Genomic DNA, 24,937 nt, shown 5'->3' with positions numbered 1-24,937 from the left:
TCTGATGGGGCGGCCTGATACCTCCTGACCGCCCGGACACGGCGGGCAGTGAGCCGCCCCGCCTGCAGACGAACACAGGTTGCCAGCGACATACATGGAAGCGAACACGATCACCGCGCCCCGCCGGGGCTCCTTGCGCACGGTCATCGACCGGTTTCGTGCGTTCGGCCGGCGCGCCCACGGCAAACCGCAGGCACGCGCCAGCCGCACCGCGCAACTGGAACAGGTGGTCGGCGCCGTCGACCTGCTGGCGCACGTCGATCACGAACTGCGCTTCCTCTATGTTTCCGACGCCAGCCTGCGCTTCATCGGCTATCACCGTGAATATCTCGAGACCATCACGCTGCACGATCTCGTGGAACCCGCCGACGTGCCGCGCCTCGACGCGCTGCTGACGCGCGCCGTCGCCACGGGCAACGTCGAGAAGGCCACGCTCGGTCTCATCAAGTCGCTGACCTACCCGATCACCGTCGAGCTGCGCGTGATGCACGGCAGCCACGACGGCATCGACGGCTACGCGATCGCCGGTTTCGACGTGTCGGCCTGGCGGGCCACCGAGGAACGCCTGACCCAGGCGCTGCATCTGGACCGCCTGACCAGCCTGCCCAATCAGCCGGCGCTGATCCCCTCGCTGCTCGAAGCGCAACAGCAAGCCGACGCCCACGGCACACCGGCCGCCCTGCTGCTGCTCGACCTCGACGACTATCAGCGCGTGAACCGCGCGCTCGGCTACGATGCCGGCGACGAGATGTTGCGCGACACCGCGCGGCGCCTGTTGAATATGACGAGCCCGAGCGAGACGGTGGCGCGCATCGCCAGCGACGAATTCGCGATCCTCGTGAAGCCTGCCGCGAGCCGCACCGACGCGGCCGCCGCAGCCGAAGCGCTGGCGCGCCGCCTGCTGACCGCGATCCAGCAACCCTATGTGTTCAACGGCCAGCAGGTGCATCTGTCGGCGAGCATCGGCATTGCGCTCTATCCCGACGTGCGCCACGCCAACGACGACGCCGCCCACGACACCCACCTGCTGCGCTGGGCCGACCATGCCTTGCTGCAGGCCAAGGCGGCCGGCGGCAACACACTCGCCTTCTACGTACCGGACGACAATCCCGCCGACGCCGAGCGCCTGAAGCTGGAGGCCGACCTCTACGACGGCGTGCGCAACGGCGAGTTCTCGCTGCACTTCCAGCCGATCACGAGCAGCCGCACGCATGGCGTCGTCGGCGTGGAAGCGTTGATCCGCTGGTCGCATCCGGTGCACGGTCTGGTGCCCCCTTCGATGTTCATTCCGCTCGCGGAATCGATCGGCCTGATCAACTTCCTCGGCAACTGGGTGTTGAAGGTCGCGTGCATGCAGTTGATCCAGTGGGACGCGCAGGGCATTTCATTGCAGTACGTCGCCGTCAACGTGTCGCCGCAACAGTTCCGCGATCCGCGTTTCAAGGACGCCGTGCGCGAAGCGATCGAGTTGACGGGCATCGACCCGCGCCGCCTCGTGTTCGAGATCACCGAAAGCCTGCTGATGCACGACCCGGCGCATGCCAAGGTTCTGCTCGAAGAACTGACCGCGATGGGCATCCGCTTTGCCGTGGACGATTTCGGCACGGGCTATTCGAGTCTGGCCTACCTGCAACGATTCCCCTTGGCCAAACTCAAGATCGACAGGAGTTTCGTCGAGAATCTGCTAACCTCCCGGAACGATCAGGCAATCGTTAGCGCGGTGGTCGGACTCGCGCAAACACTCGATCTCGAACTGGTTGCCGAGGGCGTCGAAACGGAAGCACAACGCACCCTGCTCACCGAGATGGGATGCGACCACATACAGGGATGGCTCGTCTGCAAGGCGTTGCCCTCCGAGGAACTTGCACAACGTTTCGAAGCGCGCACGCTTCATCTGCATACCGCATAACATGCGGGCAAACCTCGTGCGCAGCGGAAAATGCCGGCCTCGTGCCGGTGTGGCACTCATTGGAACATGTATGGCTTTTGCGGGACTCACATGGTAAAGGCGGCGGTGCTCGACCGGCTCTGGACGCGAATGAGCGAGCGCGGCGATTTCCCCATGCTGTCGCAGTCGTTGCGTACCACCATGGCGGCGATGAACAACGACGATCTCGACTTCACCGGCCTCGTGCAGGTCGTGTTGTCGGATTTCGCCCTGACGCAAAAGGTGCTGCGGCTTGCCAACTCGGCCATGTATATGGCGTTCGGCGGCAACATCACCACCGTGTCGCGCGCGCTGATGGTGCTCGGCATGGACGCGGTCGGCCATCTGGTGGTCGGCCTGAAAATCGTCGATCACTTTCATCACAGTGCGCCGCGCCGTATCGACGCGAAACTCGAATTGAACCGCACGCTGCTGTCGGGCTGCGTCGCGCGCAAGCTGACCGAGCGCGGCGATCTGCGCGCCGGCGAAGAAGCCGTGGTCTGCACGCTGATGCGGCAGATCGGCAAGCTGCTGGTGGTGTTCTATCTCGACGCCGAGTGGGATCAGATCCGCCGGCATATCGAAGACGGCACGCTCGAAGCCGATGCCTGCGTGCTGGTGCTCGGCGTCACGTTCGACGAAATCGGCGCCGAAGCAGCGGTGCGCTGGCGTCTGCCCGACATGATCCGCGCCGGCATGGGCGAGTTCGATCCGCTGGATATGGAACAGCCGCGCCAGGTGCAGTGGCTGCGCGCCATCACCAACTATTCGACGGCGGTCGCCGACGTGCTGACCCAGCAGAATATGCCGGACTGGGAGCGCGAAGAACGCATCACCGAACTGGCGCAGGCCTATAGCCGCGCGCTGAACACCGACCCGGAAGTGCTGCTCGACATGAGCGTCGCGCTCGCCCGTGAAGAAGGCGGCGACGGCGTGATGCGCGAGATCGTCGAGTTGCGCGCCAATGCGGACGCGATCGCGCGCGAGGCGCTCAACCCGGAAGCGCGCATTGCGGCGGGGGTGGGCGATCTGCGCGGCCTGCCCGACGGCAGCGCGCTCGCGCCGGCGCTGGCGCTGGCCGCGGAAACCGTGCTGGCGGCGCTCGGCTTCGCGCGCACGGTGGTATTCGTCAAGCATAGCAACGGCACCTTCAAGGCGCGCCTCGGACTCGGTCCGAAGATCGACGCGGCAATGCCGAAGCTGTCGTTCAACACCGCCTTCGAACCCGACGTGTTTCATCTCGCGATCGCGAACTCGGTCGGTATTTTTATCGAGAACGCACGCGACCCGAAGATGATCGCGCGCTTGCCGGAATGGTTCCGCCGTTCGTTCGACGACGCCCGCGCCTTCGTGCTGTTGCCGGTCGTCGACGAAACTCATCAGACGGTGGCGCTGTTATACGGCGACTGGTCTCATACGCACGAGCCACGCCGGATATCTCAAAAGGAAATGAGCGCGTTGAATGAACTGGCAAAGGAGTTAGGACGTTTTTTCGGCCTGGGGCAGATGCAGGAAATGGAGACGATGTGAAGACGTGGCGTGATCGTTGATCACCCTGCTTCACACTCACCGGTTCTGTATTTGCCCTACGTCGCGAGTCATGAATTCTGGATGTTGAAAGGCCGGCATGCAACGCATGCCGGCCTTTTCGCTTCAAGCCTCGAACCTCGGCCCCGCCCCCTTCAATATTCAATCCTCAATCCGCTCCAACCCTTCCGCGCTCCGATCCGCGACCCCGGCCCACGCGCCTGCCGCCAAGCCTAGCTGCGCGATCTCTTCCACCGTCAACGGCTGCAAGCGCGCGCACAAGGCTTCGAGTTCGTCCCACGCGCCGCACTCCAGGGCTTCGACCGCCGTCAGCAGCAACCCCAGCACGCCCTGCCGATGCAGAATGCCCGCCTGGATCGGCCGCGACAACGTCAGCACATTCAGCGTGCTCTCGAGCGAGCCGCCGAACACCGCATCGACAAACGAAAACACGCCGGTCAGAAACGCCGCATCGGATTCGTCGCGCCCGGCTTCGGGCAAGCGCTCGATCGCCAGTTCCATGAAACGCGCCCGGCTCGCCGCGAGTTGCAGCAGAGGATCGTCCTCGAGCGCGACCTTGCGGCCGTCCGCGTAGAGCAGCAACTGCGTCCAGCGAGCGATCCGGTTCGTGCCGGTCGCGTTGATCGCTTCCCGCAGCGTCGTGACCTTGTGACCGACGGCAAGGCCGCTCGAATTCGCGAGCTTCATCAGATGCATGACGAGCACGGGATTCAGCTTGAGTTCGGCTTCGAGCTGCGCGACGGTCGGCTCGCCTGACAGCAGTTGCAGCAGGTTCAGCAATGCGTGCCGCGGCGCGCTGACACGCCGCGTCGTGGAAGTCTGCGCACGCGCGAAGTAGTAGCCCTGAAAACGATCGAAGCCGAGACCATGCGCCACTTCGAAATCGGCCTGCGCATCGATACCCAGCGCGATCAGCAGCTTGCCCGCCGACTTGAGCACGCCCGTCAGCTTGGGCAGCAGCACATCCGAGGTCCGCGCGAAATCGATCTTGACGACATCCGCGTAAGGCAGCAGCTTCGCGAACGTCTCGTCGGGCTGGGTCACTTCGTCGAGTACGAAGCGGTAGCGCCGGCCGTGCAATTGAATGATGCGCTCGATCAGTGCGTCGTCCACCTCGATCGTCGGCGACAATTCGAACATGAAGCGCTCGGTGGGCAGCCGCTCAATCGAGTCGTCGAACAGCATCTCGCGGCTGACATCGACGTAAGCGGGATGCCCGGTGAGCGCACCGCGCACATTGCTCTGCGCCAGACCGCGAATCACGGCCCGGACCACCAGTTGCGCCGGGTCGGGCGCGCGGCCCGGCAGCACATCGGCATCGACATCGGCGCCGGCGCCCGGATCCGCGCCATGCCCCGCAACCGGGGCCGCGTCAGGGTCGGCGCCCGCCGGCAGCGCCGGTGCGCGCACCTTGATCTCATAGCCGCACAGCATGCCGTCCCGGTTCAGAATCGGCTGACGCGCGAAGCTGGCTTTCAATTGCGCATCGTCCGCAGCACCCGCGTGGCTCGGATTCTCGACTGCGATGGTGGTCATTCCATTCCCCCGCTAAGCGCCGCCCTGGCGCTCACTGCTGTATTTGGTTTTTGCTGCACCGATAACGTGCGCCCAAGGCTCTGCGGCCCGTGGCATCTGCGATGCGCCCGGCGATTTTAGCTCAGGCCACTGCGCGCGGACATGTCAACGCCGCAATATCTCGAAATAATTGGTTACCCGTCTCGCTGAAGACCTGGAAAGAATCGACGATACTCTGGTGCAGTGCAGAAGCGTTCCACCCGTGCCACCCCGCCTTTAACCATCAAGGAAAATCATGGACGTCAAAAGCGTGCTGTCAAATGCCTTCGCGATGCCGATCACGAACCCGGCGTTTCCGATGGGTCCGTATCGTTTCGTCGACCGGGAATTCCTGATCATCACTTACCGCACCGATCCGGACAAACTGCGCGCCGTGGTGCCCGAGCCGCTCCAGATCGGCGAGCCCCTCGTACATTACGAATTCATTCGCATGCCGGATTCGACCGGCTTCGGCGACTACACGGAAAGCGGTCAGGTGATCCCGGTGTCGTACAACGGCGTAGCAGGCGGCTACACGCTGGCCATGTATCTGGACGACCATCCGCCGATCGCCGGCGGCCGTGAACTGTGGGGCTTTCCGAAGAAGCTCGCCGCACCGGTGCTGGAAGTCCATACCGACACGCTCGTCGGCACGCTCGATTACGGCCCTGTGCGCATCGCCACCGGCACGATGGGCTACAAGCATCGGCAACTGGATCTGGCGCAGCAACAGAAGCGTCTGGAAACGCCGAACTTCCTGCTGAAGGTGATTCCGCACGTGGACGGCACGCCGCGCATTTGCGAACTGGTGCGCTACTACCTGCAGGACATCACCCTTAAAGGCGCATGGACGGGCCCTGCTTCGCTCGAGCTTGCACACCATGCGCTGGCGCCGGTCGCGGAATTGCCGGTGCTGGAAATCGTCGAGGCGCGGCATCTGCTTGCCGATCTGACGCTCGGACTCGGTGAAGTGGTGTTCGACTATCTCGTTCAGCCCGAAGCCAACGTTCGCTGACCGGCCGTCACGGTGTGGCGTACTGGGCATGCACGGCGCGTGTATGAAGCGCAGATGGAGCGCACCTAAAGCGCACCTAAAGCGCATCAAGCAAGGCTGGGACACGCGTCAGGCAGATGACGCTTCAGGCGTCGCCCAAAATGCAAACGGCCGCATCAGCGGCCGTTTGCATCAGGCGAGATACATAACGCGTTACTTCAACACAACCTTCACGTCGAAGTACTTCGCCGCGAAGCGGTCGATCGTACCGTCGGCCTTCAATTCCTTGAGCGCCTGGTTCAACGCGTCCTTCAAGGCCTTGTCGCCCTTGCGGATGCCGAAGCCCACGCCCGCGCCGAGCAGTTTCTCGTCGGTGACGGCCGGGCCGGCAAAGTCGAAGCCCGCGCCTTGCGGCTTCTTCAGAAAGCCCTTCGAAGCCGCTTCCGCGTCCTGGAACGCGGCATCAAGACGGCCCGACGCGAGGTCGGCGTAGATCTGGTCCTGCGTCTGATACGGCACGACGTCGACGCCGGCCGGCGCCCAGCGCGCCTTCGCATAGGTTTCCTGGATCGTGCCTTGCAGCACGCCGACGTGCTTACCCTTGAGCGAGGCCGCCGTGGGCAGCAGGCCACTGCCCTTCTTCGCGATCATCTGATTCGGAATCGTGTAGATCGGATCGGTGAAATCGATGGCCTGGCGGCGCTGTTCCGTGATCGTCATGTCCGAGTTGATCGCGTTGAACTTGCGCGCTTCCAATGCCGGAATCAGGCCGTCAAACGAATTCTCGACCCACACGCATTTCGCCTTCAGCTTTGCACACACGGCATTGCCGATGTCGATATCGAAACCTTGCAGCTCGCCTGACGGCGACTTCGATTCGAACGGCGCATACGACGCCTCGACGCCGAAGCGCACTTCCTTGATATCCGCTGCCGAGGCGGTGCCTGCCGTGATCGTTGCCGTCGCGAACAGCGCGAGCGCGGCCATGTTTCGCCAATTCATCTTCATTACGGGTGTTCCTCTACGGTATTGAATAAGACGGAGCCGAATCCGGCGAGCATGATTGCCGCGCCAAAAATGCGATTCAAACTCGTGCGGCCAATGTGGTGCAGCGCAACAGCCGCGAGGGCGGGATTGTACAGGCTTCGTATTCCGGTCCTGCAGGCGGCCCTGCGGGCGCCCCTTGGTCCAGCTTGTTTGGCGAACCGGATAACGCGCGCTTGAAGGTGCAACTTCGTGTCGCGCTCAGGCAAGCCGGCATGCGGTTTGATGCACGTTAGACCGCGCCGTCGCCGGCCGCGAAATCGCTGCCGAGCTGCTGCGACAGATGCGTGTAGACCGCCGCGACATGCGGCAAATGACGCGATTCCGGATGCGCGAGCACCCAGACCTGCGATTCGGCTTCGTCGAGCGGCGGGGTCAGTTGCACCAGATCGTTCCGGCCGCGCGCGAGAAAGGTTGGGAGGATGCCAACGGCGAAGCCACGCGCCACCAGTTCGAACACCGCCATCACGCTGTTGGTCCTGTAACGCGGTTCGACAGTCGGGTAATGACTCTTGCGCCATAGAACCGAAGGATGATCGCCGAGCGAGCCGTCCGGCGCCGCCCAATCGCAGCGCGACAGCGCATCGGCGTCGCTCGCGTCGATGCCACTCCCCTTCGCCGCAAACACCGCGATACGCAACGAGCCGACATGTTTGCCCACCAGATGATCCGGCGCGCGGCGCGTGGCGCGCACGGCGATGTCGGCGTCGCGTTTGGTCAGGCTCGCGAGGCTGTTGGTCGCCGTCAACTCGAACGACAACGCCGGATGCAGAGCCGCGAAATCATGCAGCGCGGGCAGCAGGAGTCCGTAGAGCACGGTATCGGTGGTCGTTACGTGAACACTGCCGGACACGCGGTCACTGCTCGCCTGCACCGTCGAGCGCGCCGCCGCCAGCTCGCTTTCGATGCGCTCGGCGTGACGCGCCAGTTGCGCGCCGAGCGGTGTCGCGCGATAACCGCTGCGCGAGCGTTCGAACAGGCGCTGGCCAAGCCCGCGTTCGATCCGCTGCACGGCGCGAAAAATCGTCGATGCGTCGACGCCCAGACGCTGCGCCGCTTCCGCCAGCGTGCCGGCGCGCACCAGCGCGAGAATGGTCTGGGTATCCGCCGAAGTCAGTTCGTATTGCGTTTTTGCACGCATGGTTTGGCAAGCCGCCTGTTTATTCTGAATGCGATCCGGGCTACTTTTACCACATCGACTTGTCGGCCGACGAGCCTTGCCACCGGCATCTGCCGGGACTTCACTCTCGTTTATAGCGGTGACACCATGAAACTCTACTATTCGCCGGGCTCCTGCTCGCTGGCCGTTCACATTGTCCTGCTCGAAGCCGGGCTCGACTTCGAAACCGTCAAGGTGAACCTGCAAACGCACAAGCTCGTCAATGGCGACGATTACTATGCGATCTCACCGCGCGGTTATGTGCCTCTCGTCGAATTCGCCGACGGCTCACGTCACACCGAAGGCGCGGCGCTCCTGCAATACATCGCCGATCTCGCGCCGGAGCGCGCCTTGTTACCGCCCGCCGGGACGCTGCAGCGTCTCGAAGCGGCCGCGTGGCTCACCTATATCAGCACGGAGTTGCACAAAACCTTCAGCCCCTGGCTTTGGCATCAGGAGACTGCCGAATCGACGAAGGCCAAATGCCTGGCGAAACTCGCTACACGCTTCAGCGAACTTGAGGGCGTACTCACGTCGCGCGACTATCTCACCGGACAGTACTCAGCCGCCGATGCGTACGCGTTCACGGTATTGAGCTGGGCGCGGATGCTGTCGGTGGATCTGAGCCCGTATCCGCATCTGGGTGAGTACCTGGCGCGCATCGCGGCGCGGCCGAAAGTGCGTGAAGCGATGGTAGCGGAAGGTTTGGTGCGGGCGAACGCGGCTTAAGCTGCTTAACCAGGTTACCCAAACTACCTGCGTTACACGAGGCGTGCGCACTGTGAAACGTTGCGCGCCGAGGTGCCCAACGTTTCACTACAGCGCGCGGTTACACAAGACTGGACAGTGTGTCCTGCGTCGTCTCGACCACCAGCAAACCCGCGCGCAAGCCAGGCTTGACCGTCGCGTTCGGAAACACGAGACGTTCCTCATCGTGACGCACGGTGTAGCGATACTCGCCGTCGCGTGCGAGCACGGTGTCCTTCACGAAGGGCGTGAAATTCGGCACATCCGCTGCAACCAGCAATTCGAATGCGTCGCTTTGCTTGGTGAGCTGGTCGATCACGGTAAACACGCGCGGCATCGCCGCGGGCACGTTGCCGTTCTTTGTACCGGCCAGCAGATGACGCAATGCTTCGTCCGCGCCGGCGAAACGCGTCAGATCGTTCTGGCCGAACGGACGCACCTTGCCGAGTTCCAGCGTACACGCTTCCGCGCCGCAAGCGTGCGCGGTGAAGTGAGAGTACGTGTTGCCCTTGGTGGTGTGCAGCAGGACGGCGCTAATGCGCGCTTCGCCAAGCCACTCGAACATGGCGCGCGAAAATGGCTTGTCGGTGTGCGGCAACAAGGCGAATTGCTCGAAAGCCGAGGGGCGGATCGCCGTATGCATGTCGATATGCCAACGCGCGCCCTGCTCCTGTGATGCAGCGGCAAAGAACTGCGTTGCCGCACGCTCCAACGCCGCCGCGCGCGGCGCTTCGTGACTGTGCGGCACCTGCGCATGACGTCCACTGAAGAGACGGTTCAGATCGTCGTCGCGATAACGGCACGCGTCGCGCATGGCGTCGACGTTGCCGAGAATCACCAGCAGGCGGCATGTCAGCGCGGCGCTGCCTTGCGCAATATCATGCACAAGGTGTGACAGCAGTTCGATCGGCGCTGTCTCGTCGCCATGCACACCGGCGGAAACGAGTACGCTGCGAACGGTTGTGTCATGCGAAGCCGGCTCGAGTTGCAGAACGCCCTCGTCGAGCCAGGACCAGCGCACGCTGTTGTTGTTAGCACACGCGCCCTGCATTTCCTGCGCGCCAGGCCGCGTCCCCGCCAACGTGTAGGCGAGGAAGTCATCGAGCATCGGAACCGGCATACCGTGCTCAGCGCTGGAAGTCATACAGCGAACCCAGACCGAGAATCTGCGTCAACTCATCGAGCGCGGTGCGCGACTCGGCGAGCAGTTGCGGATCCGTCAGATCGGACGGTGCGAGGCGATCGCGGTAGTGCTTTTCGATCCACGTGTCGAGGCGGCCGAACAGCTTGTCGTCGATCCACACACCAGGCGTCACCGCCGCGCGCTCCGCATCGTTCAATGCCACGCGCAGACGCAGACATGCCGGACCGCCGCCGTTCTTCATGCTTTCGCGCAGATCGAATACGAGCACGTCGTCGATCGGGCCGGTGTGCGAAGTCAGATCGTCCAGATAGGCGCCCACGCGCGCGTTCTCGCGGCATTCCTGCGGCACCACCAGCACCTGCTTGCCGTCCGAGCGCGTCAGCAACTGGCTGTTGAACAGGTACGACGTGACCGCGTCGGACACACTCACTTGCGCGTCGGGTACCTCGATCACGTTGAACTCGGTTTTCAGCCCGGAAAGCTTGGTGCGCAACTCGTCGTACACCGCGTTCTGATCGACGAATGCGAGCTGATGGCAAAACAGCGTGTTGCGATTGCCCACCGCGATCACGTCGTTATGGAACACGCCCGCGTCGATCACGTCGGGGTTCTGCTGTGCATACACCGTGGCCGCTTCGGCCAGACCGTGACGATGCGCGACCGCGCGGCTCGCCTCGAAGGTCTGACGTGCGGGGAAGCGCTTCGGCTCCGGTCCGCGGCGATATTCGCTGCGGCCGTACACGAAGAATTCGACACCACGTGCGCCGTATTCCGAGCAAAAACGCGTGTGGTTCGCCGCGCCTTCGTCGCCGAGTGCCGGTGTGCCGGGCAGCGCCTCATGCACCGCAAAACGATCCGCGTCGCTGAAAATCGCCCGCAAGGTGCGGCGCGTCGATTCATGCTCGATCGCGCGATGCAGCTTGCTGCACAGATTGGCCGGCGTGAAATGCACGCGGCCGTCGTGCGTGTCGGCCGACGGACTCACCGTCGCCGCATTGGCGGTCCACATCGCCGACGCCGAACTCGCCGCCGCCAGCAACTCGGGCGCGTCTTTGGCAACGCGTGCGATCACTGTCGCGTCGTCGCCCGAAAAGCCGAGCTCGCGCAACAGGCGCATCGACGGACGCTCCTGCGGCGGCAACACGCCCTGATGAAAGCCGAGATCGGCCAACTGCTTCATCTTGCGCAGGCCCTGTCTGGCAGCAGCCTTCGGATTGGCAACCGACTTCTCGTTGTTCTGCGACGCGACGTTGCCGAACGAGAGCCCCGCGTAATTGTGGGTCGGGCCGACGAGACCGTCGAAATTGGCTTCAGTGGCTTGCATCGTCGATCCTTAGAATTGAAGGCCCGGCGAGACGCTCGCGGGCATTTGCAGTTGCGCGCTTTCGACGGAGGCCATCGGGTACGCGCAGTAGTCGGCCGCATAGAACGCGCTCGGCCGGTGATTGCCCGAACGTCCCGGACCACCGAACGGAGCGCCCGACGAGGCACCGTTAGTCGGCCGGTTCCAGTTGACGATGCCCGCGCGGATGGTGCGCTGGAAATGCGTCCAGAGCACTTCGTCGTCGGCGAGCAGGCCGGCGGAGAGGCCGAACTCGGTGTCGTTGGCTTTCTCGAGCGCTTCGTTGAACGTGCCGTAGCGAATGATCTGCGCCAGCGGTCCAAAATGCTCTTCGTCCGGCAGATTCTTCACAGCGGTCACGTCGAGAATCGCGGGCGTGACGAAGCCGAGTGTCGGATCGCGTTGCTCCATTTTCAGCAGCGCTTTCGCGCCGTCGGCGAGGAGCCGCTCCTGGGCCGCGACGAGGCGCGAAGCCGCACGCGCGGAAATCACCGCGCCCATGAACGGCTGCGGATCGGCATTGTATTCGCCGACGCTGATGCGCGACGTCACTTCGGTCAGGCGTTCGACAAAGCGGTCACCGAACGCGTCGTTCGGTACGAAAATACGGCGCGCGCACGTGCAACGCTGCCCCGCCGACAGAAACGCCGATTGAATCGTGTGATGCACGGCGGCGTCGACATCGGCCACGGGCCCGATCACGAGCGGATTGTTGCCGCCCATCTCCAGCGCGAGGACGATCTCCGGACGGCCGCCGAACTGCTTGTGCAGCAATGTTCCGGTATCCGAACTACCGGTGAAGAACAGGCCGTCGATCTGCCGATGATTGGCGAGCGCAATGCCCGTCTCTTTCTCGCCTTGCACGAGGTTCAAAACACCAGCGGGCAAGCCCGCGTCGCGCCAGATCTGCACCGTGAGGGCCGCCACGCCCGGCGCGAGTTCGGACGGCTTGAACACAACGGCATTACCCGCGATCAGCGCCGGCACGATATGCCCGTTCGGCAAATGCCCCGGGAAGTTATACGGCCCGAACACCGCCACCACACCATGCGGACGATGCCGAAGCACGGCCGTGCCGTCAGCCATCGGCGAACGCTTTTCGCCGGTGCGCTCGTTGTACGACTGAATCGAAATCTCGACCTTCGCCGCCATCGAAGCCGCTTCAGTGCGCGCTTCCCACAGCGGTTTGCCGGTCTCGCGGCCGATCGCTTCCGCCAGCGCTTCCTTGCGTTCCGTCACGAGCGCGGCGAAGCGGCGCACCACGCCGCAACGCTCGTCGAGGCTCAAGGCCGACCACGCCGCGAACGCACGGCGCGCGCTGCGCACTGCACGATCGACGTCGTCTGCCGAGGCGCTATTGCCTTCCCACACCGTCGCGCCCGTACCCGGGTTGCGCGACGCGAATGCGGGTCCTGTGCCGGCGGCCCATTCGCCGTCGATGAAAAGCTCGCTCATGATCATCCTTGTTTGTGTTTCAGCGGCAGCACCCGAACCGGGTCGCCTGCCTTGACGTCGAGTGCGGCCGCCTCGGCGGCGCTCATGCGGAACACGCCGTCTTGCGGCACGCCCGCCGCCACGCCCACGCGAAAATCGCCCAGCGACGTATTCGATATCATCGAACGCGGTGCATCCTGCGGCGCGCCCGCCGGCACGTCGGCGATCTCGACCGGCACCACCACGCTTTCGCGCACCGTGCGCAAGTCGGCGATATGGCATTCGAGCACCGGGCCCGCATCGAAAATATCGACGTGATTCTCGTAACGCAGCCCTTCCGATTCGAGCATGCGGCGCGCCGGAATCGTGTCGTTGTGCGTGAGGCCGACGCATTCCTGCGCCTCGTCCGGCAGCAGTTCGACATACACCGGATAACGCGGCATCAGCTCGGCGAGAAACGCCTTGCGGCCATGCGAGCTCAGATAGTCCGCCGCGTTGAAATCGATCTGGTAGAAATGCGAGCCGACCGCGCGCCAGAACGGCGAGGTGCCTTCCGCATCGAAATGGCCGCGCAATTCCGCGCACAACCGCTGCGGAAAGCGCTCGCGGAACTGCGCGAGAAACATGAAGCGCGAACGCGACAGCAAACCGCCGACGCCGCTCGTGCGGTAACGCGGGCTCAGGAACAGCGAACACACTTCGGCGTAACCCGTGAGGTCATGCGAAATGTTCAGTGCGCGCATGCGCGTCCAGATGCCGAGGTCCTGGCTCGCGTGCACGACCGTGCTCACGCGATAGTTGTAGAACGGTTGCTGCAGACCGACTGACGTTTCGATGCCGCATACGCCGGCCACGTCGCCGGTGTCGGTATCTTCCATCACGAAGAAGTAACCGGCTTCGTGCGGCTCGGCCTTGTCTTCCATCGTGCGGCGGGCGCGTTCAACGCGCGCCGCGAGAGCATCGCGATCCGGCTTGAAAGTGGTGAGACCGGGGCCGGTCTCCTGCGCGAGCCGCATGAGCGCGTCCACATCGCCTCGTTGCACAACGCGAACGACGATCATTATGCGTCTCCCGTCAATTCTTCCTGATGCGGTTCATGCAGCGGCACGCAGCGTACCGCGTCGCCCTCCTGCACCCCGAGCGCGGCGCGCGCCGCATGCGACAACGACGCGCCGCTTGCCTTACCGGCTGGCAATTCACCGAGTACGCAACGGAACTCACCGTCCGCACCGTTATGTGCGATCAGATACGTCGAGCCGTCGGCAACCGCGCCGTCTTCGTGCACAACGCGCGTTTCGTTGCGTTTCACGCAGGCGCTGCGGTCCACTTGCGCGGTCAGCACCGGACCCGCATCGAAAATGTCGATAAAGCGATCCGTCTCGAAGCCTTCTTCGAGGTGAATCTCATACGCGAGCAGCGCCTTCGAATCCGGCTCGCCGAGCACGCGTTGTGCCGCTTCCGGCAGCAGCGGCACATAGATCGGATAGGTCGGCATCACTTCGGCGATAAAGGTACGGCTGCGGCCGCCCGATTCGATTTCGATGTCGGCAAAATTGCGGCCGAAGAACTTGCGCCCCACCGCTTCCCAGAACGGCGACACGCCCGAATCGTCGGTCACGCCGAGCAGCAGCGAGAACACCTCGGGCGTAAAGCGCTTGCGATTGGCGGCGATGTACATCATCCGCGCCCGCGACATCAGATGCGCGGCCGCATCGCCGCGCAGCGACGGATCGATGTAATAGCCCGCCAGCCGGCTCTTGCCGGTCAATTCATGCGACATGGTCAGCGCGTGAATCTTGCGATTCACGTGCAGCTCGCGCGACGCATGAATCAGCGCGTCGTTGCGAAACGCGTAGAACGGGTCCGAATAACCGGCTGCGGCGACGATACTCGCCGTGCCCATCAGCTTGCCGCTCTCTGCATCCTCGAGCACGAACAGATAGAACTCCTCGCCCGGAAAATCGACCTCCGCGCGAAACGAGTCTTCCGACAGCGCGACGCGCGCTTCGAGCGCATGCCGGTCGTGCGGCAGCGAATGCAGCACCGGTTGCGCGGTGCGCGCCATATGTTCGAGCGCATCGAGATCGGCGAGGCGGCCGGGGCGTACGAAGAGCATCATCGTTCCTGTTGAATGTGACGCATGATTCAGTGCTTGAGCTCGGTACCGTGGTTCACTTCGACGCGGCTTCGGTCTTTGCGCCGACGACCTCTTCGATCGCCTTTGCCAGACGCGCAAAACCTTCGTACATATCGTCGAGCGGCATGATCAGCGACGGCACGAAGCGCAGCACGTCCGGACCCGCCATCAGCATGATCACGCCGTGCTGACCCGCGGCGGTGACGAAATCTTTTGCGCGACCCTGGAATGCATCGGTCAACTCAGCACCGATCAACAGACCTTTGCCGCGCACTTCCTTGAACAAACCGAAGCGTTCGTTGAGCTTTGCGAGTTGACCCTTCAATGCTTCGCCGCGCGTACGCACGCCTTCGAGCACCTTCGGATCGCTGACCAGTTCGACCACCTTTTCCGCGATCGCCGTGCCCAGCGGATTGCCGCCGTAGGTCGTGCCATGCACGCCGACCTTGAAGTGCGCGGCCAGTTCCTTGGTGGTCAGCATCGCGCCGATCGGGAAACCGTTGCCGAGCGCCTTCGCGGTGGTCAGGATGTCCGGCGTCACGCCGGTGTCCTGATAGGCGTAGAAGTAGCCGCTGCGGCCCACACCCGTTTGTACCTCGTCAAAAATCAGCAGGGCGCCGTGTTCATCGCAGGCTTCACGCAGCGCCTTCAGGAACGCCGGATCGGCCGGGATCACACCACCCTCGCCCTGGATCGGTTCGACGATCACCGCGCAAGTCTTCGCTCCGATCGCCTTCTTCGCCGCGTCGATATCGTTGTACGGCAAGTGGATAATGCCGGCCGGCACCGGGCCGAAGCCTTCCGAATACTTCGGCTGGCCGCCGACGCTCACCGTGAAAAACGTGCGGCCATGGAACGACTGCGTGAACGAAATGATTTCGATCTTATCGGCGCCATGGCGCTCGAATGCGACGCGGCGGGCCAGCTTCAATGCCGCTTCGTTCGCTTCCGCGCCCGAGTTGGCGAAGAATGCGCGGTCGGCGAAAGTTAGGTCTTCGAGGCGCTTGGCGAGACGCAGCACCGGCTCGTTGGTGTAGCCGTTACCGATGTGCCACAGCTTGCCGCCCTGGTCGTGCAGGACTTTCAGCAGTTCAGGATGGGCATGACCGAGCGCGGTGACGGCGATACCGCCGGCGAAGTCGATATAGTCGCGGCCTTCCGTATCCCAGACGCGTGAGCCGAGACCGCGATCCGGCACGAAGGCGGCGGGCGAAAACACCGGCACCATCACTTCGTCGAAGGTCTGGCGTGTCACAGTCAGGTCGTTCATGGCAAATCCTCGTTACAGGTGAGAGGTAATACACGTAGTGTAGGAAACCGCACGCGATACGTCTTGCGCATACGCGACGCTTTCTATGAGCTTCCGGGCGGATACGCCGCGCGGCATGTCACTGGCAGGTCGCAAACAGCGCGCTTTCCGGCCGTTTATTTCGCCTGGTCGGCTTGCTTGCCTCGCTGACTTACCGGTTCGGCTGTTCATTTCGCGCTTGTTCAGCTTACTTGTCCGACTAGCCTATTCCGCCGTATCGGGCGGCTCGATCAACGCGGCCGGCCGCGGCTCGCTGGCCGCAGCGCCGGTTACGCCGGTCTGCTTGTCGATCCAGTTACGACGATCCTCGCGTGGCGTGACATTAAAACGTTCGCGATAAGCATTCGAAAAGTGCGCCGCCGACGAAAATCCGCAAGCCAGGCTGATCTGCACCACAGATTTGCTGGTGCGCTGCAACTGCGTGCGCGCTTTCGAAAGCCGCAGTCCCAGATAGTATTTGGACGGCATCGAGCCGAGATACTGACGGAACAGGCGCTCCAACTGACGCCGCGAGACACCGACGAGGCCGGCGATTTCATCGGTGGTCAGCGGGTCTTCGATATTCGCTTCCATCAGCATCAGCGCATCGTTCAGACGCGGATGACGCTCGCCCGGTGCGGTCACGAACGGAATCCGCTGACGCTCTTCGCCCGCGCGCAACACGCCGACGCCGAGCGTGTCCGCAATCCGGTCCGCCAGCTCCGGGCCGTGATCGCGGCCGATCATCGCCAGCATAAAGTCGACGGTTGCCTGACCGCCCGCGCAGGTCGCGCGATCACGGTCGATTTCGAAAATCTGTTGGGTGACGATCGAGCGCTCGAACTGCTCGGAGAACTGCTGATAGGTTTCCCAGTTGACGCTCACACGATAGCCGGACAACTGCCCCGCCATCGCAAGCCACCAGACGCCGTGATGAATGCCGGTGACGAGCGGCGTGCGCTGCCCGACGCGCGACAAACTTGCCAGAAACAGCCGGTAGTCGGCGAATTGCTGGAACCGTTCGCTGACGATGATCAGCCAGTCGCACGAAATCGCATCGCCGAAGGCGGCGTCGGCCGGCCATTGCGCGCCGCCCGACAAGGGCACCGCGCGGCCGTCCCACGAACACACCTGCACGCGGTACAGCGCCCTGCCGTCGATTTCGTTGGCGAGATTGAGCGCGTCGACGATCGGCCCGACGCCCGTCATCGACACCGGCGGCAAGGCGACGATGGCGACCTGCGTGGTGCGAGCCGGGTTGGACGTGCGAGCCATCACGGATGAGTAAAACGCGAACCGCGCGTTACTTCAGGCTGCCGGACAGGAACTGCTTGAGCCGTTCGCTGCGCGGTGCGCTCAGCACTTCAGCGGGCAAGCCCTCTTCTTCGGTGCGGCCCTGATGCAGGAACATCACGTGGTTCGACACGTTGCGCGCGAAACCCATTTCGTGCGTGACGACGATCATCGTGCGGCCTTCTTCGGCGAGCTTCTGCATCACCTTCAGCACTTCGCCGACCAGTTCGGGATCGAGCGCGGAAGTGGGCTCGTCGAACAGCATCACGTCGGGGTTCATCGCCAGCGCCCGCGCAATGGCCACGCGTTGCTGCTGACCGCCCGACAGATGCGACGGATACTGTTTTTCCAGACGCGGCGCAAGACCCACCTTCTCGAGGTATTCGCGCGCCCGTTCTTCGGCTTCGCGACGCGGCAAACCGAGCACGTGAATCGGTGCCTCGACGATGTTCTCGATCACATTCATGTGCGCCCACAAGTTGAAGTGCTGGAACACCATCGCGAGTTTCGTGCGGATGCGTTGCAGCTGCTTGTGATCGGCCACTTCCAGATTGCCGGCGCGGTCGGCTTTGGTTTTAACCATTTCGCCATCGACGACGATCTGCCCCGCGTTCGGCCGCTCCAGAAAATTGATGCAGCGCAGGAAGGTACTTTTACCCGACCCGCTCGCACCGATGATGCTGATCACGTCGCCCTTGTTCGCGTTCAGCGACACGCCCTTGAGCACTTCGTTGTCGCCGTAGCGCTTGTGGATGTCCTGCACGGCGAGCTTGCAAGCTTCGGTTTGAGTCGTGTGGAGCAAGATGCTCTCCCTTTGAAAATACGGATCAAATCAATCTACGTGACGGCGCGGGCCAGCCGCGCCGCTGCATCGAAGAAACAGGCCTGCTCAGTGCGTGCGCACCGCCAGGTAACCCAGCCAGTGACGCTCGGCGCGGCGGAACAGGGCCACCAGCGCGAACGACACCACCAGGTAAATCAGCGCCGCCAGACCAAACGCATCGAACGACTGATACGTGGCCGAATTTGCGTCGCGGGCCACCTTCAGGATATCCGGCACTGTGGCTGTAAACGCGACCGTGGTGGCGTGCAGCATCAGGATCACTTCGTTACTGTACAACGGCAGCGCCCGGCGCAGCGCGGACGGTATCACAATGCGGCGGTACATCGTGAACCAGCTCATGCCGTAAGCCCGGGCCGCTTCCACTTCGCCGTGCGAGGTCGAGCGGATCGCGCCGGCGAAAATCTCGGTGGTGTACGCGCAGGTGTTCAGGGCGAAGGCGAGAATCGCGCAGTGAAAACCGCTGCGAAAAAACGCGTCGAGCAGTTGATGCGAGCGCACGAATTCGAGGCTGTACATGCCGGTGTAAATCAGCAGCAGTTGCACGTACAACGGCGTGCCGCGAAACACGTAGGTGTAGAGACGCACCGGCGTCGACAGCCAGCGCTTCTTCGATACGCGCGCCACCGCAAGCGGAATCGATGCAAAAAACCCGATCCCGATCGACGCCACCAGCAGCCACAGCGTGACCGCCAGGCCGGACATACGCTGACCGTCCCAGTACAGGAACGCGCGCCAGAATTGATTGAGAATGTCGATCATGGTCTTAGAGCTCCGCGTGACGCACGCCGATGGAATAGCGCTTTTCCAGCCAGATCAGCACGAGGTTCGACGCGGTGGTGATCGCCAGATAGATCAGCGCGGCGATCAGGATGAAGAAGAACATGTTGAAGGTGCTCTTGCCCGCGTCCTGGGCGGCCTTGACGACATCGGCGAGACCGATGATCGACACCAGCGCCGTGGCCTTGACCAGCACCTGCCAGTTGTTGCCGATACCCGGCAGCGCGAAGCGCATCATCTGCGGAAACAGGATGCGCGTGAACACGCGTGCGCCGCTCATGCCGTACGCACTGCCCGCTTCGAGCTGGCCGCGCGGCACCGCGAGAAACGCGCCGCGGAAGGTTTCGGTGAAATACGCACCGTAGATGAAGCCGAGCGTCAGCACACCGGCCACGAACGGATCGATATCGAACTGCGGCAGATCGAGCGCGTCGGTGAGATTGTTGACCGCGATCTGGATGCTGTAGAACAGCAGCAGCATCAGCACGAGGTCGGGCACTGAGCGGATCAGCGTCGTATAACCGGTTGCGATTGCCCGCAGCGGGCGGTTGGACGAGAGTTTCGCCGCCGCGCCCGCGAGGCCGAGCAGCACGGCGGCTGCCAGCGAGAGGACGGACAGCTCGATCGTCTGGATCGTGCCGGCCAGCAGCACCGGACCAAAGCCGTAAAGGAACACGCGTGTCTCCATCCAGGTTTCATTGAGGATGTCATGGATGGGGTCGGGGTATGCCTGCCCGACTCATCCGGCATGGCGCGGAGTCTCGCAAGCGAAAATAAATTTCTCAAAGAAGGGGTGAGTGGTATGGTGCGGTGCAGCAATGCGCCGGTTGCCGCGGCTGGGCGCTTGCAGGGCTTGGTTTTGTGGGGAATATGGGTTTGTAAGGTGGCAAGTGCGCCGTGGGCGCTGCCGCGATTTAGCAAGTTTTGGGTCGCTTTTTCGATAGGGTTTGGGGGGGGCTTGGTTTGGTTGTCTGCGCGACGCTTTTTTGTTGTTTGCCTACGGCGTTGGGGTTTGCCTGGTCTGGTTGCCCGCTCGGCACTTATTGTTGTGTGCTTCTGGTGTTGGCCTTTCCTTGTCTGGTTGCCTACGGCGTTGGCCTTTCCTTGATCTGGATTCTTTGGGCTTTGGGCTTTGGGCTTTGGGCTTTGGGCTTTGGGCTTTGGGCTTTGGTTCTTGGCCTTTCCTTGAATTGTTATTGGTTTATTAGCGTCGCCCCTGTGCGGGGCAGGCACCTACTTTTCTTTGCCTGCTGCAAAGAAAAGTAGGCAAAAGAAAGCAGCTCACCCCGCCAGCTTATAAGCGGGTCCCCCGCACAGCCACGGTAGTGGTGCATCTGGAATCGGTGTTCTCGCACATTCAGCCCTGGTGACAAGGCTGTCATGCTTCCCGCCTCGCACTACGTGCTCGCCGGAAGGGTCCATCCGAAACCAGGGGCTTCGTTTGAGCGTGGTGGAGCCATCGGCTTCGCCTCGGCGACATGCCCCACGTATCCCAAAGACGAACTCCCCGTGCGAATCAACGTACGAAACCACAAGCCAAAAATCCGTGGTTGTCATGCAATCACAATGACAACCTCGGTGGTGCTGGTGGTGCTGGTGGTGCTGGTGCTGGTGCTGGTGCTGGTGCTGGTGCTGGTGCTGGTGCTGGTGCTGGTGCTGGTGCTGGTGCTGGTGCTGGTGCTGGTGCTGGTGCTGGTGCTGGTGCTGGTGCTGGTGCTGATGATAGTAGCGGCGGCAATGGCAATGGCAATGGCAATGGCAATGGTTGACCACGATACTGAGCGAAACGTGGATACGAAAACGTAGTGGTCGGTTTAGTGAAGCGCCCTTCGGCGCGCGCAGCGCCGCCGGAAGTATGATGGCCTTGTCACGAACGTCGAATGTGTGAGGGCACGGATTCCAGATGCGCCACTACCGTGACTGTGCGGGGGACCCGCTTATGAGCTGGCGGTGTGAGCCGCTTTCTTTGCTTATCTTTCTTTGCGGCGGCAAAGAAAGTAAGTGCCTGCCCCGCACAGGGGCGAACGCTAATAGACCAATATCAATTCAAGGAAAGGCCAACGCCAGAAGCACACAACAATAAGTGCCGAACGGGCAACCAGACGAAGCAAAGCCCAACGCCGTAGGCAAACAACAACAAGCGCCGCGCAGGCAGAAAAAAAAACCTACCCCATCCCTAATCTAGCCCGGATAGCCGGCAACATAACCTCCACCGCCGCGCGTCCCTCCTCGATCGCCGGGCCGGCCCGATGAAAATCAAAAATCCCCATCCCGCCCAGCCGTGGCTGAATCAGAATATCCGCCGGCTCACCGGCAAGGCGGCTCCGCGAAATCCTCACTTGCATGATGTCGATGCTCTGCGCGACCGAACTCAACATCGACGGCACGCGCGCACTTGGCGCCGGCGCGACACGCACATCGTCGGAAGCGCGCCCTTCTGCAGGGGCAAGCCAGCGCGGCCAAGGCTTGCCGTTCCGACGCAGTGCGACCGGCGGCGGCGCATCCGGATCGAGCGCCGGCGTCTCGACCGCCGCGCCGCCGAAATCGCGGCCATTCAGAATATCGTTGTTCAGATCGACCGCGATCACGCAGTCCGCCCGCATGCCGCGCGCCACCGAAACCGGTACCGGATTGCTCAAGCCACCGTCAACCAGCCACACCCCGTTGTGAAACACCGGTGTGAAAATCCCCGGAATCGCAATCGAGGCACGCACAGCGTCGACCACGCTGCCGTCCTGCAACCAGCTCTCGCGGCCCGAATCGAGTTCGGTGGCTACTGCCGCGAACGGCACGTTCAACTGCGCGATCGAGCGGCCATCGAACTTGTCCGCGAATATCTGGATCACCTTGCGCCCGCCGAGCAAGCCGCCCGAAAAACGCAGATCGAGCAGCCGCACCACCGTCTGCCAGGTCAGCTTCGACACCCATTCTTCAAGCCAGTCGAGATCGCCGTTTGCATACACGGCGCCGACCAGCGCGCCGATCGACGTGCCGCACACCACATCCGGTTTGATGCCCGCATCGAGCAACGCGCGAATCGCGCCAATATGCGCCCAGCCGCGCGCAGCGCCGCCGCCCAACACCAGACCGATCCGGCTGTATCGACGTCGATGTATCATGGGTTACCCACCTTTTATCGTCTATCGCCCGCGTATCACGTCCGAGCGCGATGTCGTGTACACCTTCTGAAACTGATCGAAGTGCACGTTAAAAATCCCTTCTTCGGTCACGCCGCCCTCGCGCCATTTCCAGCTCCATACGGTTTCCGGCTTGAGCGGAAACACGGCGATCTGGCCAGGCTTGCCGAGCAGGCGGCGCACTTCGTCCTCGGTCATGCCGATGCGAATTTTCCCGAAGTTCTCGGCGGTCAGCACCTGCGTGATAGCTTGCAGTTTGCCGTCACGGTCGATGTCGACCATGTACGTGTTCAGTCCTTGCGGGCCGCGCGGATATTCGAAGCGCTTTGAGCCGTCGGTAAACGTGCGCTCGGTTTCCGGCTTGCCCATCTGATTGCGGATCTGCGCCTCGGTGGTAATGCCCGGCGTCATATTCTTGAGCAGCAAGGCATCCGGCTTGACTGCGTTGAAGAATTCCTTGAGTTTTTGCACGGCGCGGTCGCTCTGTTGGTCGTCGCAACCGGTCAGTGCAACGCACGCGGCCAGCATCGCGACAGTAAGCAGTTTGGGGCTCACAGCGAATTTCCTGTACGGACGCGAAACGGCAATCCGCCCGCATCCCGTTGTGTAGGGTGTACTACAAGGATAACCGCGCACGGGAAAAACCGCGAGCGAGGGCGGCAAAGCGGCTGTGGACGGGTTTGCGCAACGCGCAATGGGGCTGGGGGCTGGGCGTTCCGTCCGGCCTCTGCACCAACTCCCGATGCGGCACGGACCCAGTTGTTGCATGTCGTCGTGATCAGGAAGCTCATCTCTAGCACCGAAGGCCGTTGTGAAAGGAACCGGCGACATGCTAGCCTCGCAGATTTTGCGACGGATTCAGTGGTACGCTGAAGCCTCAGATGTGAGAACGGGAACATCTGCTCATATCTCACTGATAGCGGCAAATATATCGACTGTGCCGGCAGGCGTCGGCGCGCCGCAGTGGGCGCATCGTGACAAGACAAGGACAGGCAGTGGCTGAACCGAAAACTGAAGACGCAGGCTTTTCTTCCGCCGAGTATGTGCAGCGCGTCACGACCTTTTTAGAGGAAGTGAGTGGCTGGTGCAGGGACCATGGTCTAACCGTGGAGCGCGACGCTGTAACGCTCAGTGAAGAGTTAATGACCCAATATGATGTGCCGAGCCTTTACATATCGAAGGACGGAGTGTCAGTGGCCAAGATCCTGCCTGTCGGATCAAAAATCATCGGCGCGCGCGGGAGAGTGGATCTGATCGGTCGTGTGACGAGGCATGCGTTCCTTTTCTATGTTGGAAAAGGTTCGGCGTTTTCGACGCAAACTATCGTCGGTGAAAAAACGACAACCTCATCGTCGACACCCATGCTTTCTGGAGTCGACGGAGATGGCTGGTACTGGATCGAGGCCAGAGTACGTCGGGCAAAGCGCGTTGAAGAAAGTCTGTTTCTTGACCTGCTCACGGATGTTTCCGACTATGAATTTTAATAACCCACTGGATCCCGTCTATAAGGCATTTGCTGTAGCGAACGATTGCTTCAAGGTCGCCACGCGCACGATTCAAATCCAGCACGAGGAACTCATCCGACGCACACAGTTCATTGGGGCAACTCCGGAGGAAGCAAATACCGCGCTTGAAAACGCAGCAAAGCAAGCAGCTGATCTTGCCATTTTGGCACTGTTCGCGACATTCGAGCGGTTCGTCATCGAGCATCTGCAAACGGCGAACCGTCTACTGGCCGCAGGATATCCCCAGCAGTATGCCAACAAGCTGGCAGAAAAGTTCGAAAGTGAAGTCGAGTACTGGCGGTTTGGTGAGATTCTCAACCTTTTCAAGGGCGAAGTTGGCTCTGATCTCATCGGTCAAGTGAAGCAAATCAAGCAATATCGCGATTGGATCGCACATCAAAACCCAAGCAGGCCAACCCCGACGCAAGCCACACCGGAAACGGCCTTCAATGTCTTAACCAGGATGATCGAGCAAATCCGACAAACCCACACGCCTCCGCGGGAAGAGGAAGCGCTCGACGCCCTCGCACCGGCATAAGTTTAATAGGTGGTGAATCTGTCGCGAAGCGGCTCCAACATTCGTACGCTTTGGATCCGTACAAACAGGCGTTAGCCATAAAGTGCATCCCGGGTGCTGCTTGAATGTCCCTGAATCGCGCGACGCTCGCTAACAAATGAACGAAAACCCACCACCACAAAAACAAAAAGCGACGCCGTGCAAAGCGTCGCCAAATCGGTCAAATACGGTCAAATCAGCGGCCAAAGCAGCCGCAAAAAAAACCGCTGCATCACGGACGACGCGCAGCGGCCTGCTCCCGGGCAAAGCGGTGAGAGACCTTGGCCTCTGACCTTGCGCCATCGCCGGAATGGCAGACCGCTGCTTGTTTGGCCGCCCTGGTCCCTCGATAAGCCTTCCAAGTGCAGCTAATCTAAACGGATTGGCGAATTTAAACGAGAGCGCGTTTACACCGAATCGGCAGATGATTCGCGGTCCACGGCACTGGCAATGCACGCGGCTTGCGCAATGGTCACTGCTACCTCATACCCGCGAGACAAACCGCAG

22 protein-coding genes are annotated in these 24,937 nt (G+C 62.2%); 7 read left to right on the top strand and 15 right to left on the bottom strand.

Features of this window, described 5'->3' with window-relative positions; genetic code table 11:
- Positions 1-94 precede the first annotated feature (94 nt).
- Together ACOSV0_RS06545 and ACOSV0_RS06540 are read left to right on the top strand one after the other, a co-directional pair.
- Entirely contained in the window at positions 95-1,909 is a 1,815-nt protein-coding gene (locus ACOSV0_RS06545; RefSeq protein WP_434109469.1) for a putative bifunctional diguanylate cyclase/phosphodiesterase, read from the top strand.
- 90 nt (positions 1,910-1,999) lie between these two features.
- Positions 2,000-3,457, top strand: coding sequence for an HDOD domain-containing protein (locus tag ACOSV0_RS06540; RefSeq protein ID WP_434109468.1), 1,458 nt, complete (start codon positions 2,000-2,002; stop codon positions 3,455-3,457).
- A gap of 159 nt (positions 3,458-3,616) precedes the next feature.
- On the opposite strand, the gene ACOSV0_RS06535 is transcribed toward ACOSV0_RS06540, so the two are convergent.
- Complete coding sequence (locus ACOSV0_RS06535) at positions 3,617-5,011, bottom strand: EAL and HDOD domain-containing protein (RefSeq protein WP_434109467.1); 1,395 nt, start codon at positions 5,009-5,011, stop codon at positions 3,617-3,619.
- A 274-nt stretch (positions 5,012-5,285) separates the two neighbouring features.
- Between ACOSV0_RS06535 and ACOSV0_RS06530 the strand changes: the two genes are divergently transcribed.
- Positions 5,286-6,044: an acetoacetate decarboxylase gene (locus ACOSV0_RS06530; protein WP_434109466.1), complete on the top strand. Its 759-nt coding sequence runs from the start codon at positions 5,286-5,288 to the stop codon at positions 6,042-6,044.
- A gap of 192 nt (positions 6,045-6,236) precedes the next feature.
- Here the strand turns inward: ACOSV0_RS06530 and ACOSV0_RS06525 are convergent, their stop codons facing one another.
- Together ACOSV0_RS06525 and ACOSV0_RS06520 are read right to left on the bottom strand one after the other, a co-directional pair.
- Positions 6,237-7,031 (bottom strand): ABC transporter substrate-binding protein, encoded by a 795-nt coding sequence (locus tag ACOSV0_RS06525; protein WP_434109465.1) that lies wholly within the window; start codon positions 7,029-7,031, stop codon positions 6,237-6,239.
- Positions 7,032-7,299: 268 nt separating this feature from the next.
- On the bottom strand, positions 7,300-8,208 hold the full coding sequence (locus tag ACOSV0_RS06520) for a LysR family transcriptional regulator (protein WP_434109464.1): 909 nt from the start codon (positions 8,206-8,208) through the stop codon (positions 7,300-7,302).
- A 126-nt stretch (positions 8,209-8,334) separates the two neighbouring features.
- On the opposite strand from ACOSV0_RS06520, the gene gstA reads away from it, so the two are divergent.
- Positions 8,335-8,955, top strand: coding sequence for a glutathione transferase GstA (gstA, locus tag ACOSV0_RS06515; RefSeq protein WP_434109463.1), 621 nt, complete (start codon positions 8,335-8,337; stop codon positions 8,953-8,955).
- Positions 8,956-9,055: 100 nt separating this feature from the next.
- Here the strand turns inward: gstA and astE are convergent, their stop codons facing one another.
- From astE to ACOSV0_RS06465, 10 genes are all read right to left on the bottom strand, one after another.
- A complete protein-coding gene (astE, locus tag ACOSV0_RS06510) occupies positions 9,056-10,117 on the bottom strand; it encodes a succinylglutamate desuccinylase (RefSeq protein ID WP_434109462.1) in 1,062 nt (353 codons plus the stop codon).
- Positions 10,101-11,441, bottom strand: a complete 1,341-nt coding sequence (gene astB, locus ACOSV0_RS06505; RefSeq protein ID WP_434109461.1) for an N-succinylarginine dihydrolase — start codon at positions 11,439-11,441, stop codon at positions 10,101-10,103. Before astB ends, astE begins: the two co-directional genes overlap by 17 nt.
- Before the next feature lie 9 nt (positions 11,442-11,450).
- Positions 11,451-12,914 (bottom strand): succinylglutamate-semialdehyde dehydrogenase, encoded by a 1,464-nt coding sequence (astD, locus tag ACOSV0_RS06500; RefSeq protein ID WP_434109460.1) that lies wholly within the window; start codon positions 12,912-12,914, stop codon positions 11,451-11,453.
- Positions 12,915-12,916: 2 nt separating this feature from the next.
- Positions 12,917-13,954 (bottom strand): arginine N-succinyltransferase, encoded by a 1,038-nt coding sequence (gene astA, locus ACOSV0_RS06495; protein WP_434109458.1) that lies wholly within the window; start codon positions 13,952-13,954, stop codon positions 12,917-12,919.
- Positions 13,954-15,009 carry an arginine/ornithine succinyltransferase subunit alpha gene (aruF, locus tag ACOSV0_RS06490; protein WP_434110190.1) on the bottom strand — a complete coding sequence of 352 codons (1,056 nt, stop codon included), beginning with the start codon at positions 15,007-15,009 and terminating at the stop codon, positions 13,954-13,956. The genes astA and aruF overlap by 1 nt, the downstream gene beginning before the upstream one ends.
- Positions 15,010-15,064: 55 nt before the next feature.
- Positions 15,065-16,300, bottom strand: a complete 1,236-nt coding sequence (locus ACOSV0_RS06485; protein WP_434109457.1) for an aspartate aminotransferase family protein — start codon at positions 16,298-16,300, stop codon at positions 15,065-15,067.
- A gap of 243 nt (positions 16,301-16,543) precedes the next feature.
- Complete coding sequence (locus ACOSV0_RS06480; RefSeq protein WP_434109456.1) at positions 16,544-17,593, bottom strand: GlxA family transcriptional regulator; 1,050 nt, start codon at positions 17,591-17,593, stop codon at positions 16,544-16,546.
- Positions 17,594-17,621: 28 nt separating this feature from the next.
- Positions 17,622-18,413, bottom strand: coding sequence for an ABC transporter ATP-binding protein (locus tag ACOSV0_RS06475; RefSeq protein WP_434109454.1), 792 nt, complete (start codon positions 18,411-18,413; stop codon positions 17,622-17,624).
- Positions 18,414-18,500: 87 nt separating this feature from the next.
- Positions 18,501-19,214 (bottom strand): ABC transporter permease, encoded by a 714-nt coding sequence (locus ACOSV0_RS06470; protein ID WP_408389138.1) that lies wholly within the window; start codon positions 19,212-19,214, stop codon positions 18,501-18,503.
- A gap of 4 nt (positions 19,215-19,218) precedes the next feature.
- Positions 19,219-19,908: an ABC transporter permease gene (locus tag ACOSV0_RS06465; protein WP_434110189.1), complete on the bottom strand. Its 690-nt coding sequence runs from the start codon at positions 19,906-19,908 to the stop codon at positions 19,219-19,221.
- An 890-nt stretch (positions 19,909-20,798) separates the two neighbouring features.
- Between ACOSV0_RS06465 and ACOSV0_RS06460 the strand changes: the two genes are divergently transcribed.
- Positions 20,799-21,038, top strand: coding sequence for a hypothetical protein (locus ACOSV0_RS06460; protein ID WP_434109452.1), 240 nt, complete (start codon positions 20,799-20,801; stop codon positions 21,036-21,038).
- 359 nt (positions 21,039-21,397) lie between these two features.
- Here ACOSV0_RS06460 and ACOSV0_RS06455 read toward each other — a convergent pair whose 3' ends face one another.
- Together ACOSV0_RS06455 and ACOSV0_RS06450 are read right to left on the bottom strand one after the other, a co-directional pair.
- Positions 21,398-22,351: a patatin-like phospholipase family protein gene (locus ACOSV0_RS06455; protein ID WP_434109450.1), complete on the bottom strand. Its 954-nt coding sequence runs from the start codon at positions 22,349-22,351 to the stop codon at positions 21,398-21,400.
- A gap of 21 nt (positions 22,352-22,372) precedes the next feature.
- Entirely contained in the window at positions 22,373-22,924 is a 552-nt protein-coding gene (locus ACOSV0_RS06450; protein ID WP_434109449.1) for a hypothetical protein, read from the bottom strand.
- Positions 22,925-23,364: 440 nt separating this feature from the next.
- On the opposite strand from ACOSV0_RS06450, the gene ACOSV0_RS06445 reads away from it, so the two are divergent.
- Positions 23,365-23,853, top strand: coding sequence for a hypothetical protein (locus ACOSV0_RS06445; RefSeq protein ID WP_434109448.1), 489 nt, complete (start codon positions 23,365-23,367; stop codon positions 23,851-23,853).
- The gene (locus tag ACOSV0_RS06440) at positions 23,843-24,412 is read left to right on the top strand and encodes a hypothetical protein (protein ID WP_434109446.1); all 570 of its coding nucleotides are present in this window, start codon (positions 23,843-23,845) and stop codon (positions 24,410-24,412) included. Before ACOSV0_RS06445 ends, ACOSV0_RS06440 begins: the two co-directional genes overlap by 11 nt.
- Positions 24,413-24,937: the final 525 nt, after the last annotated feature.

It is taken from the genome of Paraburkholderia caffeinilytica (assembly GCF_051027425.1).
GTDB classification, from domain to species: domain Bacteria; phylum Pseudomonadota; class Gammaproteobacteria; order Burkholderiales; family Burkholderiaceae; genus Paraburkholderia; species Paraburkholderia caffeinilytica_A.
Note: the sequence above shows the minus strand (reverse complement) of the source record. Positions and strands in the feature narration are given on the sequence as shown.